The following is a 13,866-nucleotide window of genomic DNA, read 5'->3' on the forward strand; positions in this document are numbered from 1 at the left end:
TAGCCCCTCTCCCATTTAGGGAGAGGGAGGGGCCCGCCGCGAAGCGGTGGGAGGGTGAGGGCACGAACCTCGCCCGCTCTTGCCCTCACCCTTCCCAAATCTTCGATTTGGGCCCCTTCCCTCTCCCTAAATGGGAGAGGAATAGATGATCATCGGCCTGGGCTCGGACCTCTGCAACATCGAGCGGATCGCCAACTCGCTCGATCGCTTCGGCGAGCGGTTCGTCAACCGCGTCTTCACCGACGTCGAGCGCGCCAAGGCCGAGAAGCGCCCGTTCACCCGCGCCGGCACCTACGCCAAGCGCTTCGCCGCCAAGGAGGCGTTCTCCAAGGCCGTCGGCACCGGCTTCAAGCGCGGCGTGTTCATGAAGGACATCGGGGTGGTCAACCTGCCCTCCGGCCAGCCGACGCTGGCGCTCACCGGCGGGGCGAAGGAGAGGCTTGACGCGCTTGTGCCGCCGGGCCACCTCGCCCACATACATCTGACCATGACCGACGATCATCCCTTCGCGATGGCCGTCGTGATCGTCGAAGCCTTGCCCGAGGAGCCCAAGCCTTGACCGATCCCGACCGCACCGGCGCGGCCGTAGCCGCCAGCGAAGTCGTCGCCCCGCCCGCCGCGGCCGGCGACGCGGCCGCTGTTCCGGCCAGGAAGGGCACCGACTGGTGGGGGGAGATCAAGGCGATCTTCTGGCTGATCCTCGGCGTGCTCGCCTTTCACAGCCTGGTCGCCAAGCCCTTCTACATTCCTTCCGAATCGATGATGCCGGGCCTGTTGGTCGGCGACAGGCTGGTGGTCACCAAATATCCCTATGGCTGGTCCTGGGTAAGCCCCAGCTTCCACGTCCTGCCGCACTTCCAGGGCCGCCTTTTCGGTCACCTGCCCGAGCGCGGCGACGTCGTCATCGTCACGCCGCCGGGCGGAACGTCGGATTATATCAAGCGGGTGATCGGCCTGCCCGGTGACACGATCGAGGTGATCGACGGCACCGTCTATCTCAACGGCCGCCCCTTGCCGCGGCAGCAGCGGGCGCCGTCGATGATCCCCGTCGACGCCAACACCCCCTGCGTCGGCGACGCCTTCGGCAATTATATCGTCGCCGGGCCCGATGGCCGGTCTTATTGCCGCCTGCCCATCGTCCGTGAAACCATCCCCCTGACCGACGGCGGAACGCGCTCCTACGACACGATCGACATCGGCCATACCGAGGGCGACGATTTCGCGCGGGTGACCGTGCCCGAAGGCCACGTCTTCCTGATGGGTGACAATCGCGACCGAAGCGCCGACAGCCGCTTCTCGATCGCCGCGCAGGGGCTTGGCGGGCCGGTGCCGTGGGAGAATCTCGGCGGCCGCGCGGAATTCCTCACCTTCAGCCTCGACGGCAGCTCGTCCTACTGGAACCCGATCAGCTGGTTCACGGCCCTTCGCGGCGGGCGCGCGGGCACGTCGCTCCACGCCGAGCGCGGGCCTCCGCTTCCAGCGCCCGCGCAATGAGCGAGGACGGGCCCGCGCCTCCCCTCGACGCCCATGTCGAGGAAGCCGGGCCGGTCGAGCTGCGCGATCCGGTCGTCCGCCACGAGCTCAAGCGGGCGGGCGTATGGGTCGGCCTGATCCTCGCCGTCGTCGGCGTGATCGTGCTCGCCCAGCCGCTGCTTTTGATCTTCGCCGGGATCGTTCTTGCTTCGATGCTCGACGGCGGCGCCCGGCTGCTCGGCCGGGTGCTTCCGATCGGACGCGGCTGGCGGCTGGCGATCGTCACCCTTTCCGGGGTCGCCTTCGTCACCTGGACGATCGTCTTCACCGGCACCACCGTGGTCGCCCAGGCCGAGGCGCTGAGCGCCACCCTGACCATCCAGGTCGGCCGGATCCTCGCCTGGGCCAATCAGATGGGGCTGGTCTCCGGCGGAGTCGACGTCCAGCAGCTCGGCGGCCAACTCATGGGCAGCCTCGGGCGGCTCGGCTCGGCGGTCAGCAGCGCGCTCGGTGCGATCACCAGCATGGTGATGATCCTCGTCATCGGAATCTTCATTGCGGTCGAGCCGCGCCTTTACCAGCGCGGCGTGGCCTGGCTTCTGCCGCTCGACAGGCGCGACCGCTTCTACCAGACGGCCGAGCGGATGGGTCACACGATGCGGCGGCTGATGGCCGGGCGCCTCGTCGGCATGGCGGTGGAAGGGGTGGGAACCTGGTTCCTGCTGCTGATCGGCGGCGTTCCGATGGCGACTTTGCTCGGAATCCTCACCGGCCTGCTCGCCTTCCTGCCCAATATCGGAGCGATCGTCTCGGGCGTCCTGATCGTGCTCGCCGGCTTCTCGGTCAGCGTCAACGCCGGGCTGTGGGCGGTGTTCGTCTACCTGATCGTTCAGACCGTCGACGGCTATCTGATCGTGCCCTACGTCGCCCGCAAGACCGTCGACATGGCCCCGGCGCTGGTGCTCGGCGCGCAGCTGCTGTTCGGCGCGTTGTTCGGGATCATGGGCCTCGCGCTCGCGGATCCGATGGTAGCGATGCTCAAGACCGCGCTCGAGCAGAAATCGGAAGCCGACGAGCTGGAGGCGGAGGCGGCGGGCTAGGACGCCGCTTGAATCCAGGCTCGCTCATCCTGAGGAGCCCCTTCGACTGCCTGCAAGGCAGGCGCTCAGGGTAAACTTGCGAGCTTGTCGAAACGGCGTCTCGAAGGACCGTCCTTCGATACGGACCTTCGCGGGCCCCATGAAAGTATTACTTTCATGGGAACCCTCCCAAGCTCAGTCCCTACTCAGGATGAGCGATAGAAAATTGAAAATATTCGCCTCAGCGCCCCGGCCGCCCGCCGCCCGACGGAGCGGTCTGCCCCGGCGCTCCCTGGCCCTGCGCACCGCCGCCCTGCGCTTCCATCTGCGCCTGCAATTGCTGCTGGAGCCGCTGCATCTGCTGCGCCTCGAACGCCTGCGCCTGGCCCGGCGCGATCTGGAGGACCTGGATCTCGAACACCAAAGTGTCGCCCGGCGTGAATCCCGCTTCGGGCGGCGGAGCGCTGGTGACGTGCGTGCCCGGCGGAAGCGAGAGCAGGTAGCGCCCGCCGGCCTGCATATGCTGGAGCCCCTCGCCGAAGCCCGGATAGACCGCGCCGACCGTGCCGACGAACGGCTGGCCGGTGGAATCGCTGTCCTGAAGCACCGGATTGCCGCGGCTGTTGGCGTGGAGCTTGTAGCGCACGGCGAAGGCGTCGGCCGGAGTGATCGTTGGGCCCGTCCCCTGCTGGATCACGCGGTAGCGGACCCCGGAGGGAAGGACGACCTCGCGATACTGGCCGGTCGTCCACCAGGCGAGCCCGGCCGCGAGCGCGACGAGGATCGCGAAAACCGCCCAGAGCTTGAGCACGCTCCCCTTCGGCAGGGGGCGAATCGGGACGGCTGTGACTTCGGACATGCGTAAAGACCCCCAAACGAGAACGGGCGGCGTTTACCGCCGCCCGCTCATGAAGCCAAGCTTCCCCGGCGCTGGCCGGGGCAGGATTTAGCGGACTCCGTCGCGCTCGGCGCGCTTGCGCTCCAGCTTGCGCGCGCGGCGGATCGCCGCGGCCCGCTCGCGGGCGCGCTTCTCGGACGGCTTCTCATAGTGACGGCGGAGCTTCATCTCGCGATAGACGCCCTCGCGCTGCAGCTTCTTCTTGAGCGCCCGCAGCGCCTGGTCGACATTGTTATCGCGAACGATGATTTGCATAAAAGCTCGCCACTCTTCCTTGTTCTGAAAACGCCGGATTGCTGGAAAAATTGTTGCCGCGAGACGAATCCCGCGGCGCAGGGGGAGGCCCCTAACAGAGGCGCCCCCCTAACGCAAGTCAGCCCCGCGCCCGGCGCTTGGGCTGGCCCATCGGCCTGACGGCGTCGGAATGACGCGCGCGGCGCTGCGGGCGATGGCGGCCGCGGTCGTCATGGCGCGGCGCGAGCCGCTCCTCGAAGCTCGGGCCGCTGTCGACGCGCGACGCCTTGATCCGCGCCGCCTCGGCGAGGAAGCCGGCCGGAAGCGGCTCGATCGCGATCTTGTTGCGGGTCAGCTTCTCGATGTCGCGCAAATAGGCCCGCTCATCCTCGGCGCAGAAGGCGACCGCGATCCCGGCCGCCCCGGCACGCGCCGTCCGCCCGATCCGGTGGACATATTGCTCGGCGACGTTCGGCAGCTCGAAGTTGATCACGTGGCTGACGCCCGAGACGTCGATTCCGCGCGCCGCGATGTCGGTGGCGACGAGGATCCGCACCTTGCCGGCCTTGAACTCGGCGAGCGCCTTCTCGCGCTGCGGCTGGCTCTTGTTGCCGTGGATGGCGTTGGCCGGGATGGAGCTTCCGCCGAGCAGCTTCACGACCCGGTCGGCGCCGTGCTTGGTGCGGGTGAAGATCAGCACCCGGTCCATATTGCCCTTCTCGCCGAAGCCCCAGCGGAGCATCATGGTCAGCAGCGACTGCTTCTCGCTCTGCTGGCAGAAGGTGACATACTGGTCGACGCGCTCGGCGGTGGTCGCCTGCGGAGCGACCGAGACGGTCGCGGGATCGGTCAGGAACTGGCCCGCCAGCTGTTGAATCGCCTTGGGCATGGTCGCCGAGAAGAACAGCGTCTGGCGCTTGGCCGGAACCCACTTCACGATCTGGCGAAGGGCGTGGATGAAGCCCAAATCCATCATCTGGTCGGCCTCGTCGAGGACGAGGATCTCGACCTCGCGCAGCGACAAATAGCGCTGCTCGATCAGGTCGATCAGGCGGCCCGGCGTGGCGACGAGCACGTCGACTCCGCGCTCGAGCGCCCTGCGCTGCTTGCCGATCGGAACGCCGCCGAAAGCGGTGGTGACCGAGAGGCGGGCGAATTGGGAATAGGAAGCGGCGCTCTCGGCGATCTGGCTGGCCAGCTCGCGCGTCGGCGCAAGCACCAGCATCCGGCAGGTGGCGGGACGCGGCACGCGCCGGGCGGCGGCGAGCCGGTCGATCGAGGGCAGCATGAACGCCGCCGTCTTGCCGGTGCCGGTCTGGGCGATTCCGAGCAGGTCGCGCCCGGTCAGCACGGTCGGAATGGCCTGAAGCTGGATCGGCGTCGGACTGGAATAATTCTTCGACGCGAGCGCCTGAAGGACGGGCTGCGAAAGCCCGAGCGATGGGAATGACATGGTAATAAAACTCACAAATCATGCGGCGCAGCGCGCAGCCGGAATGGCGCGCGGATACGCGGCGGGTTTTGGTGACCCGCGTGAAAAGGGAAACCTTGGGGAAATGACGAGACGGAGCCTGGGCGGTTAACCCGCCGGTTCACGCTGCATGACGCCTCGCTGGAAGCCATATGCATGCTGCGGCGCACAATGTCAAGGCGCAGCTTGACCTGGTAAGGAATAATCCTTACCTTGGTCTCCATGCACATCACCGAACGCAGCACGCTTACCGCCAAAGGCCAGACCACCGTCCCCAAGGCGGTGCGCCAAGCGCTGAACATTCGCCCCGGCGACAAGATCGCGTTCAGCGTCGACCAGGCGGGCAAGGTCAGCCTGACGCGCGACGAGGCGCCGGGCGAGGACTCCGCGGTCGATGCCTTCCTCGCCTTTCTCTCCGACGACATCAAGCAGCGGCCGGAGGCGGTGTCCGTCCTGTCCGACGAGACGGCGGCGCGGATGCGGGCGCTGAGCGCGGGCATCGATGTCGATCTCGACTCGGACTTCGGGGACGGCGCGGGCCTTTAGATGGCTGTCGCGAACGGCTGGACGCTCTATGAGCACCCGCTCTTCGCCGACCAACGCGACCGCCTGCTCCACACGGTCGAGAAACGGCGCGCCAAGGATCCGCAAGGCTGGCAGGGCAGCGCCGAGGCCAAATTGCTCGCCGCCATCGCCCGGCTGACGCTGGAGATCATTCCCGCCGATCCCGCCGCCGCGCAATTCCGCCAGGGCGGCACGCTCGGCAAGGCGCGCAAGCACTGGTTCCGCGCCAAGTTCGGCAATGGCCGCTACCGGCTATTCTTCCAGTTCAACTCCGCGGCAAGAGTCATCATCTACGCCTGGGTCAACGATGCCGAGACTTTGCGCGCCTATGGCGGCAGGCGGGATGCCTATGCGGTGTTCAAGGCGATGCTCGACAAGGGCGATCCGCCGGAATCCTGGGCCGAACTGCTGAAGGCGGTACGCGGCCGTAAGTAGAGGACGGGGATCGGGAAGCGGTCTTCGTCCCACTAGGGTCCGTGCTCAATCGGCTTCGAAGGATTTGCGTCCAATTTCACAGTCATCCCGGCGAAAGCCGGGACCTATGAACACAGGTCATCGAGGAGACGCTCAGCTTCGGGCGCGCATTTTGCCCGTCCGAGTTTATGGATCCCGGCTTCCGCCGGGATGACTCCCAAGATCAGATGACCGCATCTCAATTTCTAATTGAGTCCGGACCTAAGCCGCCTCGTGCGCCGCTCGCACGCTCTCGATCAGCACGTCCTGCCTGTGCTGCTTCTCGACCGCTTCGGCGCCGCCGCGGGTTTCGTGGAACAGGTCGAGCGCCTTGAGCTCATTGTCCTCGAGCGGGCGGGTGGCGAGGTCGGTATAAGCGTGGCGCGCCGGATCGCTCACCACCTTCCTGAGCAGCGCCTTCTCCCGGCGGAAGCCGCGCCAGTAGCGCCAGGCCTTGAGCGCCGATTCCCAGGCGAATTTCGGATAGAAGACAAAGGCCGGCTCGATCGGCAGGCCCGGCCGTCGCGACAGGCGGCGCTTGCGCCGCACGACTCCGCCTTCCAGCGTGTGGACGCCCTCATTCTCGTAGAGCATCCTGAACTCGTTCAGATATTGCAGCGCCTTCTTCGGCCGCCCGCCCTCCAGCCGCGCGTGGCGCCGGGTCACCGTCTCCATATGCTCCCAGGTGAAATAGGCAGCCCAGGCCGCCTTGTAGGTCTCCTCCCACTCGGCGTCGGACATGACCGGATGGTGAGACACCCGGTGGTGGAGGTCGTATTTGTTGAGGTCGCTGTCCATCCACTCGCCGGCCAGGTGCATGCGCTGGTGGTCCTCGGAGCCCGGCAGGGGCGTGAGGAAGAAGAATTCGAGGATGTCGACCGGAAGCTCGCGCTTGATGATCTCGATGTCGCGAAGGATCGATTCCTTCGTGTCGGCGGGGAAGCCGAGGATGTAGCCGGCCAGGGTGAACACGCCGCGCTCGTGCCACTGCTGGAGCATGTGGCGGTATTCGGTGATCTTGTTCTGCCTTTTGTTGGCGGCGAGAAGGTTGTCCGGGTTGATGTTCTCGAGCCCGATGAAGGCGCGCATCACGCCCGCGCGCTTCGCCTTGTCGATGAAGTTCGGGATCCGGTGGCACAGGGTGTCGACCTGGATGGTGAGGTTGGCCTTCAGCCCCTCCTCCTCGCGAAGCTTTATGAGGCGGTCGAAGAATTCCTCCCAGTGGCGGTTGCGGGCGAGATTGTCGTCGGTGACGAAGAAGGCCTTTATTCCTTGGGCGATATTCTCGCGCACGATCTTCTCGAGGTCGTCGGCGGTGCGGAAGCGGCTCTTGCGTCCCTGGACGTTGATGATCGTGCAGAAGCTGCACTGGAACGGGCAGCCGCGGCCGAGATCGAAGCTCGACCATTGGCCGGAATTCCGCTCGAGCGATTCCTTCGGCATCCAGGGGAAGGGCACGCCGGCGATGCTCGGAAGGTCCTTGAGGTAGTTGTAGATGGGCTTCAGCTCGCCTTTCCAGGCGTCGAGGAACAAGGCGTCGAGCCGCCCCTCCTCGGCCTCCCCGGCGAACAGGGAGCAGCCGATGTCGAGGGCCTCCCGCATTTCGGCAGGAATCTCCTTGAGCATCGACAGGCATCCCGAGACGTGGAAGCCGCCGATCACCACCGGAAGGCCCGCGGCGCGGAACTCGCGCGCGAGGTCGAGCGCGTGCGGGAACTGGTTGGACTGGACTCCCACCAGCCCGATCAGCGCCCTGGAGCCGCGCCGCTCGATGTCGCGGGCGATGCGCGCCGGAACGACATGCTCGTTGCACTCGTCGATCGGATGGAGGTTGAAGCGGACGTTCGGCCCCAGCACGCCGCGTTCGGCGGCATCGCGGGCGAGGCCGTTCAGCGCGGCGAGCGAGTTGGAGGGCAGGATCGTCCGCCACCAGACGATCGGATAGCCGTCGTCGTCATAATGCGACGGCTTGATCATGTAGAAATCGAACTGTTCGGCGCGCTCCACCACGATTTCGTCGATACACCGATTTGCGCGGGGGGAGTAGTCGGTTAGCCTTTATCTACCGAATCGGTGGAGAGACGCCCGATGCACTCCAACTTCGCCGCGCGCTGCCGCGCCCATCTCGACTCCGTGGGGGAGGATTACCGGGCGCACCGCCGCTTCGCCTCGACGGTCGGCTGGTCGATGGTCGCCGCGGGCCTCGCCTGCATCGTCCACGGCCTGCTGCCGGCTTTGTTCACCGACACCGCCAGCCGCACCATCCGCCGCCTTCATGACGTCATCGAGCGCCGCGAGGCGCAGCCAAAGCGCCAGTCCTCGCCCGCCCCCTTGCTCGCCTTCTTCGCCTTGTTCTACGCGGCTTTGCCCTGGGTGGTGGGCGCGCCGACGCCGCTGGCGCTGCCGCTGTCCCTGCTGTCGCTCGCCTACCTGCCCGCTTACTGGTGGAGCGAGCTCGCTAGCCCTCCAGCGGCCCGGGTCGAGCCGCTCTCCTCAACCTAGCGGCACGGGCTCGCTTCGAGAGCCTTCCCCCTGCCTTACCTCCGCGTCTCCGCGTCTCCGCGTGAGCCCAGCCTTCTTGCCTTTGGGCTTTCCTTCCTGTTCCTGCTGTGTTCTAATTCGCGGGATGCGCCCGGAACCGAATCATTTCCGCCAGCGAGGAGCCGCCGGCTCCGGCCCGTTGCGGAAGGCTCGGGATTTTTTGCTTCTTAGGAAGCGGAAACTTCGGAAACTTATTCAGCTCCAATGCCCGATCGCTGAACGGATCGGAGCCGGCCGCTCAGTCCTCCAGTGGCCCGAACCTGGCCTCCCTTTTCTCCAGCCGCGCCCGAAACGCCTCGCCGAGGTCGGCGCTTGCGAGCGTCGCCATGTTCCACGCCGCCACGTCGCGAAGGCCCTCCTCGACCGGCCGGCCGCGGCTGTAGTTCAAATTCCGCTTGGCGCCGGCCACGGCCAGGGGCGATTTGGCGGCGATCGTTCGGGCGATCTCCATCGCCGCCTCGATCGTTCGCTCGCGGTCGGGAAGCAGCCGGTTGACCAGGCCGAGGCGCGCCGCTTCCCCGGAGTCCATCCGCCGGCCGGTATAGGCGAGCTCGCGAAGCACGCCCTGCGGGATCAGATAGCCGAGCCGCTGCAGCGTTCCGAGATCGGCGGTGATCGCCACGTCGACCTCGGCGACCTGGAAGAAGGCGTCCTCGCTGGCGACGCGAAGGTCGCAGGCCGAGGCGAGGTCGACCCCCGCGCCGACGCAGCCGCCATGGATCGCGGCGATCACCGGGGCGCGCGCGGCCTCGATCGCGCCGAACGAGTCCTGAAGCCATTCGATGTGCCGAAGGCGCGCCTCGGCCGCGCGGGCGGCGTCGGTGGCCGGGGCGAACTGGGCGGCGGCATAGTCGAGGTCGAGCCCGGCGGTGAAGTGCCGCCCGCGTCCCGAAAGAACGATCGCCCGAACGACCCCGTCGCGCCCGAGCGAGCGGAAGGTGTCGCCGATGCCCTCGAACATCGCCTTGTCCATGGCGTTGAGCTTGTCCGCCCGCGCCAGCTCGACATGGGCGACTCCGTCACGGATTTCGACCGCGATCCTGTCCTCAGCCATAGCGCCTCCCGTCATGTCCACTCTATCGGCTGGCGCGGTCGCGTCTACTGCCGGGGGATTCGCCCGGCCGGTCGGTTGATGCTAAGCAGTCCGAGGCATTGCAAGTCACGGGGAGGATGAAATGGCCGCCTTTCGAAAGGATCTCACGGACCTGATCAGGCCGAATCTTGCCGGCGGCAAGTTCTCCCCCGAACTGGTGGGCGGGATCGACGATATTCTGGATCGCGCCGGCGTTCCCCGCGACGACGGCGGCGCGCTGGCCACGCCCAAAGCGAAGCCGCCTTTGCCTCCGTTCCGCAAGGCGTTCACCGATCTTTGCCGCCCCCATCTTTCCGGCGGCAAATTTTCTCTCGATCTGGTCGCGGCGATCGATGCCGCGCTCGATCGCGCCGGAGTCCCGCGCGACGCCGGCGCGGGCGCCCCATCATCTCCGCCGCCGGTGGCCGAGGCGACGATCCCGGCCGGCCGGCTGACCGTGGGCGGGCTGCGCGCGTTCCTCGGCCTTCCCGCCGCGGGAGGCTTCGACGCCGCGGCGCAAAAGGCACTGCTCGCGCGCCTCGCCGCCCCCAGCCCGACCAAGCTCACCGGGGCCGACATCGCGCGCGCCGCGGCCGACCTTGGAGTCAGCGCTAAGGTGATCGACGCCGTCCGCGAGGTCGAAACCAAGCGGGCCTCGTTCGACGAGAAGGGCCGGCCGACGATTCTCTTCGAACGGCACAAGTTCGCCGCCAACACGGTGCCCAAGGGCCGCTTCAACGCGGCTCACCCCGCCATCTCCGGCGGTCCTTACGGGTCGGGCGGCTACGGCAAGTTCTCCGCCCAATATGGCAAGCTGCTCGACGCCTGCGCGCTCGATCCCGAGGCGGCGCTACGCGCCTGCTCCTGGGGGGCGTTTCAGGTGCTCGGCGAGAATGCGGTGCCGATCGGCTATCGCTCGACGCTGGAAATGGTGCTGTCCCTCACCACCGGAGAGCAGGCGCATCTCGAGAGCTTCGTGCGTTTCGTCCGGGGCAACCATCTGGCCGACGAGCTGCGCGCCTGCCGCGCCGGCGATCCGGCCAGCTGCGTGCCTTTCGTCAAGGCCTATAATGGTTCCGACTTCGCAGTGAACGCCTATCACAAGAAGCTGGCCGCGGCGTTACGCTGAGCCGCGGCCGCGCCGCTTCCACCGCCGCGGAACCGGCTCTAGAAGGCGTCGATGACCAGCTTTACCGTGAACGGGCAGCCCGTCCACTACCGGATGGACCCGGCGACTCCCCTGCTCTGGGCGCTGCGCGACGCCTCCAACCTCACGGGGACCAAATATGGCTGCGGCACCGGCCATTGCGGCGCCTGCATGGTGCATATCGACGGCAATGCGGTGTGCTCGTGCCGGGTGCCGATCGGCCAGCTCGAAGGCAGCTTCGTCACCACCATCGAGGGCCTGTCGCGCGACCGCTCGCATCCGGTGCAGCAGGCCTTCGCCGCCGACATGGTCGTCCAGTGCGGCTATTGCATACCCGGCGTGATCATGGCCGCCGCCGCCCTGGTCGACCGCAACGACAGCCCGACGGACGAGCAGATCGACGCCGCCATCCCCAATATCTGCCGCTGCGGCATCTATCCGCGGCTTCGCGAATCGATTCGCCGCGCTGCGCGGATCAAGACCGGCGCCGAGCAGGTCGCGGCCGCGCCTCCGCCGGGGATCGCGCCCGAGGATGCGGCGCGTGCCGTTCCTTCGATGCGCGCGCCGCCGCCCCGCCGCTGACTTTCTGCACCTTTGCTTACGGCGCGGTTCAGCCACCGCTCATCCCCAATGGTGCACGTCTGGTCCATCCCGCGGCGGGGCGCGCTGCGGACAACGACAAGGAGTGAATTCGATGCGCAAAGCATTGATCGGAATGATTTTGGCTGCGACGGTGCTGTCACCCGTCGCCGCCCAGGCCCAGCGCTGGCGCGGCGGCGACCGGGTCCGCGAGCAGAACGAGTCCGGCACCGTCAGCGAGCAGCGCCAGGAGCGCTCGGAGCGGCGCCAGCAGCGCGAAGCCCAGCAGACGCCCCAGGTCCGCCCGGTCCAGGAAGCGCCTCAGGTCCAGCAGGCTCCCGTGGTTCAGCAGCGCGAGCGCACCGGCGACCGCGGCGGCAACCGCAACTGGCGCGGCAATGACGGCACCGCCGGTACCACCGCCACCGGCACCGCCACCACCCGCGATCGCAGCGGCGACGGCAACCGGCGCAACTGGCGCGGCAACAACAACCAGACCAGCGCCTATCCGCAGGCCTGGCAGGGCAATCCCAACGATCCGGCGCTGCGCCGCTATCAGGAGACGGAGCGCCGCAACCAGCAACGCTACAGCAGCGACCGCCGCGGCGACCGCGACGGCAATTGGCGCGGCGACCGCAATGGCAGCCGCACCAGCTGGAACCGCAGCTGGCGCAACGACCGCCGCTACGATTGGCAGAACTGGCGCAATTCCAACCGCAACATCTTCCGCGCCGGGCGCTATTATTCGCCCTACCGGAATTACGGCTACAACCGGTTCGACATCGGCATCTTCCTGGAGCCCTTGTTCTACGGCCGGAACTACTGGATCGCCGATCCCTGGCAGTATCGCCTGCCGCCCGCCTACCCGGGCACGCAGTGGGTCCGCTATTACAACGACGTCCTGCTCGTCGACGTCTACACCGGCGAGGTGCTCGACGTGATCTACGGCTTCTTCTGGTAGCAGAGGACTCCCCTCGGTGGGGGAATGGGAAGCCCGGGGCGCTCGTCGCCCCGGGCTTTTCGCTTGTCAGGGGCTCGGCACGTGTCGCATGGAAGCCCCCTGAAAAACGGGGGATTCGATCCATGCTCGCACGCCTCATCGCCGCCCTTCTGATGCTCTTCGCGGGCGTCCCCGCGGCCGCCGAGACGATCGTGATCCACGCCGGCCGCCTGATGACCGATCCGTCGCGGCCGATCCAGGGACCCTCGACGATCACGGTCACCGACGGCCGAATCACCGCCGTCGCCCCCGGGCTCAGCCCGGCCCCGCAGGGCGCGCGGCTGATCGACCTTACGACCCGCACCGTCATGCCCGGCCTGATCGACACCCACGTCCACTTCATGAGCGTCCCCGGCAGCGCCTATTGGCGCGACGCGGTCGATCCCGACGATTATCTGGTCCTGGTCGGCGCTCGCAACGCGCTCACCACGCTGCGCGCGGGCTTCACCACCGTGCGCGACCTCGGCTCCGGCGGCACGTCCGGCTTCTCGCTCAAGCGGGCGATCGACGAAGGGCTGGTTCCGGGGCCCCGGATGCTCGTCTCAGGCGCTCCGCTCTCGACCATCGGCGGCCATGGCGACGTCGCCGGCTTCCGCCCCGAAGTGATGGCCGTGCTCGACGGCCACAATACCTGCACCGGCGCGGAGCAATGCGCCGCCCGGGTGCGCGAGCTCGCCCGCGCCGGCGCCGACGTGATCAAGTTCCACGCCACCGGCGGAGTCCTCAGCCAGGGCGATCGCCACCTCGGCCAGTCCTTCACCGACGAGGAGATGCGCTCGATCATCTCGACGGCCCATGCGCTCGGCCTCAAGGTCGCGGCCCACGCCCATGCCGACGAGGGCATCGCCGCGGCGGTGCGCGCCGGGGTCGATTCGATCGAACACGGCACCTTCGCGAGCCCGGCCACGATCCAGCTGATGCGCCAGCGCGGCACCACTTTGGTGCCGACGCTGATGGCCTTCGTCGGAATCCGCGAGCGGCTGGGCCACAACGTCTATACGCCGATCGTCGAGAGCAAGGTGCGGATGACCCTCGAGGTCGTCGGCCGCGCGGCGCGGCTCGCCCACGATGCCGGCGTTCCGGTGATCTTCGGCACCGACGCCGGGGTCTACGAGCATGGGCGCAACGCCGGCGAGTTCGTCGAGCTGGTCGAGCGCGCCGGCCTCACGCCTGCCGAGGCGGTCGCCGCGGCCACCACCGGCGCGGCCCACCTGCTCGGCCTCGACAACGAGGTCGGCCGGATCGCGCCCGGCTTCTCCGCCGATCTGATCGCGGTGGACGGCGATCCGATCGCCGACGTGCGCGTTCTCCAGCACGTCGGCTTCGTCATGGTGCGGGGCCATACGGTGGACTGA

The 13,866-nt window shown here is 67.7% G+C and carries 14 protein-coding genes and 1 pseudogene; 10 read left to right on the forward strand and 5 right to left on the reverse strand.

Going from position 1 to position 13,866, the window contains the following annotated elements:
* Nucleotides 1-145 precede the first annotated feature (145 nt).
* The 3 genes from E6G92_12700 to E6G92_12710 are packed head-to-tail and all read left to right on the forward strand — an operon-like array spanning nucleotide 146 to nucleotide 2,573.
* Entirely contained in the window at nucleotides 146-559 is a 414-nt protein-coding gene (locus E6G92_12700; protein TMJ20552.1) for a holo-ACP synthase, read from the forward strand.
* Nucleotides 556-1,494 (forward strand): signal peptidase I, encoded by a 939-nt coding sequence (gene lepB / locus E6G92_12705; GenBank protein TMJ20553.1) that lies wholly within the window; start codon nucleotides 556-558, stop codon nucleotides 1,492-1,494. Before E6G92_12700 ends, lepB begins: the two co-directional genes overlap by 4 nt.
* Entirely contained in the window at nucleotides 1,491-2,573 is a 1,083-nt protein-coding gene (locus E6G92_12710) for an AI-2E family transporter (GenBank protein TMJ20554.1), read from the forward strand. Before lepB ends, E6G92_12710 begins: the two co-directional genes overlap by 4 nt.
* 220 nt (nucleotides 2,574-2,793) lie before the next feature.
* Here E6G92_12710 and E6G92_12715 read toward each other — a convergent pair whose 3' ends face one another.
* From E6G92_12715 to E6G92_12725, 3 genes are all read right to left on the reverse strand, one after another.
* Complete coding sequence (locus tag E6G92_12715; GenBank protein ID TMJ20555.1) at nucleotides 2,794-3,411, reverse strand: hypothetical protein; 618 nt, start codon at nucleotides 3,409-3,411, stop codon at nucleotides 2,794-2,796.
* Between the two features lie 87 nt (nucleotides 3,412-3,498).
* Complete coding sequence (gene rpsU / locus E6G92_12720) at nucleotides 3,499-3,705, reverse strand: 30S ribosomal protein S21 (protein ID TMJ20556.1); 207 nt, start codon at nucleotides 3,703-3,705, stop codon at nucleotides 3,499-3,501.
* Between the two features lie 118 nt (nucleotides 3,706-3,823).
* Nucleotides 3,824-5,137: a DEAD/DEAH box helicase gene (locus E6G92_12725; protein TMJ20557.1), complete on the reverse strand. Its 1,314-nt coding sequence runs from the start codon at nucleotides 5,135-5,137 to the stop codon at nucleotides 3,824-3,826.
* A 240-nt stretch (nucleotides 5,138-5,377) separates the two neighbouring features.
* On the opposite strand from E6G92_12725, the gene E6G92_12730 reads away from it, so the two are divergent.
* Complete coding sequence (locus E6G92_12730) at nucleotides 5,378-5,701, forward strand: AbrB/MazE/SpoVT family DNA-binding domain-containing protein (GenBank protein TMJ20558.1); 324 nt, start codon at nucleotides 5,378-5,380, stop codon at nucleotides 5,699-5,701.
* Nucleotides 5,702-6,154, forward strand: a complete 453-nt coding sequence (locus E6G92_12735; GenBank protein ID TMJ20559.1) for a type II toxin-antitoxin system YhaV family toxin — start codon at nucleotides 5,702-5,704, stop codon at nucleotides 6,152-6,154.
* A 240-nt stretch (nucleotides 6,155-6,394) separates the two neighbouring features.
* On the opposite strand, the gene E6G92_12740 is transcribed toward E6G92_12735, so the two are convergent.
* Nucleotides 6,395-8,149 carry a radical SAM protein gene (locus E6G92_12740; protein ID TMJ20827.1) on the reverse strand — a complete coding sequence of 585 codons (1,755 nt, stop codon included), beginning with the start codon at nucleotides 8,147-8,149 and terminating at the stop codon, nucleotides 6,395-6,397.
* Nucleotides 8,150-8,359: 210 nt separating this feature from the next.
* Here E6G92_12740 and E6G92_12745 point away from each other — a divergent pair.
* A pseudogene (locus E6G92_12745) lies at nucleotides 8,360-8,452 on the forward strand (DUF2065 family protein).
* Nucleotides 8,453-8,951: 499 nt separating this feature from the next.
* Here the strand turns inward: E6G92_12745 and E6G92_12750 are convergent.
* Entirely contained in the window at nucleotides 8,952-9,767 is an 816-nt protein-coding gene (locus tag E6G92_12750; protein TMJ20560.1) for a crotonase/enoyl-CoA hydratase family protein, read from the reverse strand.
* A gap of 121 nt (nucleotides 9,768-9,888) precedes the next feature.
* Between E6G92_12750 and E6G92_12755 the strand changes: the two genes are divergently transcribed.
* The 4 genes from E6G92_12755 (at nucleotide 9,889) to E6G92_12770 (ending at nucleotide 13,866) form a co-directional block, all read left to right on the forward strand.
* A complete protein-coding gene (locus tag E6G92_12755; GenBank protein ID TMJ20561.1) occupies nucleotides 9,889-10,914 on the forward strand; it encodes an N-acetylmuramidase family protein in 1,026 nt (341 codons plus the stop codon).
* Between the two features lie 51 nt (nucleotides 10,915-10,965).
* Nucleotides 10,966-11,514, forward strand: coding sequence for a (2Fe-2S)-binding protein (locus tag E6G92_12760; GenBank protein ID TMJ20562.1), 549 nt, complete (start codon nucleotides 10,966-10,968; stop codon nucleotides 11,512-11,514).
* A complete protein-coding gene (locus E6G92_12765; GenBank protein TMJ20563.1) occupies nucleotides 11,465-12,472 on the forward strand; it encodes a hypothetical protein in 1,008 nt (335 codons plus the stop codon). The genes E6G92_12760 and E6G92_12765 overlap by 50 nt, the downstream gene beginning before the upstream one ends.
* Nucleotides 12,473-12,594: 122 nt before the next feature.
* Nucleotides 12,595-13,866, forward strand: a complete 1,272-nt coding sequence (locus E6G92_12770) for an amidohydrolase family protein (GenBank protein ID TMJ20564.1) — start codon at nucleotides 12,595-12,597, stop codon at nucleotides 13,864-13,866.

The organism is Alphaproteobacteria bacterium (genome assembly GCA_005883305.1).
GTDB lineage: Bacteria > Pseudomonadota > Alphaproteobacteria > Sphingomonadales > Sphingomonadaceae > Allosphingosinicella.

What these genes read in the sequence shown, in the direction of transcription:
- E6G92_12710 (TMJ20554.1), top strand. Translation starts at nt 1,491, where the DNA reads ATGAGCGAGGACGGGCCCGCGCCTCCCCTCGACGCCCATGTCGAGGAA.
- E6G92_12735 (TMJ20559.1), top strand. Translation starts at nt 5,702, where the DNA reads ATGGCTGTCGCGAACGGCTGGACGCTCTATGAGCACCCGCTCTTCGCC.
- E6G92_12715 (TMJ20555.1), bottom strand. Translation starts at nt 3,411, where the DNA reads ATGTCCGAAGTCACAGCCGTCCCGATTCGCCCCCTGCCGAAGGGGAGC.
- rpsU (TMJ20556.1), bottom strand. Translation starts at nt 3,705, where the DNA reads ATGCAAATCATCGTTCGCGATAACAATGTCGACCAGGCGCTGCGGGCG.
- E6G92_12770 (TMJ20564.1), top strand. Translation starts at nt 12,595, where the DNA reads ATGCTCGCACGCCTCATCGCCGCCCTTCTGATGCTCTTCGCGGGCGTC.
- E6G92_12725 (TMJ20557.1), bottom strand. Translation starts at nt 5,137, where the DNA reads ATGTCATTCCCATCGCTCGGGCTTTCGCAGCCCGTCCTTCAGGCGCTC.
- E6G92_12765 (TMJ20563.1), top strand. Translation starts at nt 11,465, where the DNA reads ATGCGGCGCGTGCCGTTCCTTCGATGCGCGCGCCGCCGCCCCGCCGCT.
- E6G92_12760 (TMJ20562.1), top strand. Translation starts at nt 10,966, where the DNA reads ATGACCAGCTTTACCGTGAACGGGCAGCCCGTCCACTACCGGATGGAC.
- E6G92_12730 (TMJ20558.1), top strand. Translation starts at nt 5,378, where the DNA reads ATGCACATCACCGAACGCAGCACGCTTACCGCCAAAGGCCAGACCACC.
- E6G92_12700 (TMJ20552.1), top strand. Translation starts at nt 146, where the DNA reads ATGATCATCGGCCTGGGCTCGGACCTCTGCAACATCGAGCGGATCGCC.
- E6G92_12755 (TMJ20561.1), top strand. Translation starts at nt 9,889, where the DNA reads ATGGCCGCCTTTCGAAAGGATCTCACGGACCTGATCAGGCCGAATCTT.
- E6G92_12750 (TMJ20560.1), bottom strand. Translation starts at nt 9,767, where the DNA reads ATGGCTGAGGACAGGATCGCGGTCGAAATCCGTGACGGAGTCGCCCAT.
- E6G92_12740 (TMJ20827.1), bottom strand. Translation starts at nt 8,149, where the DNA reads ATGATCAAGCCGTCGCATTATGACGACGACGGCTATCCGATCGTCTGG.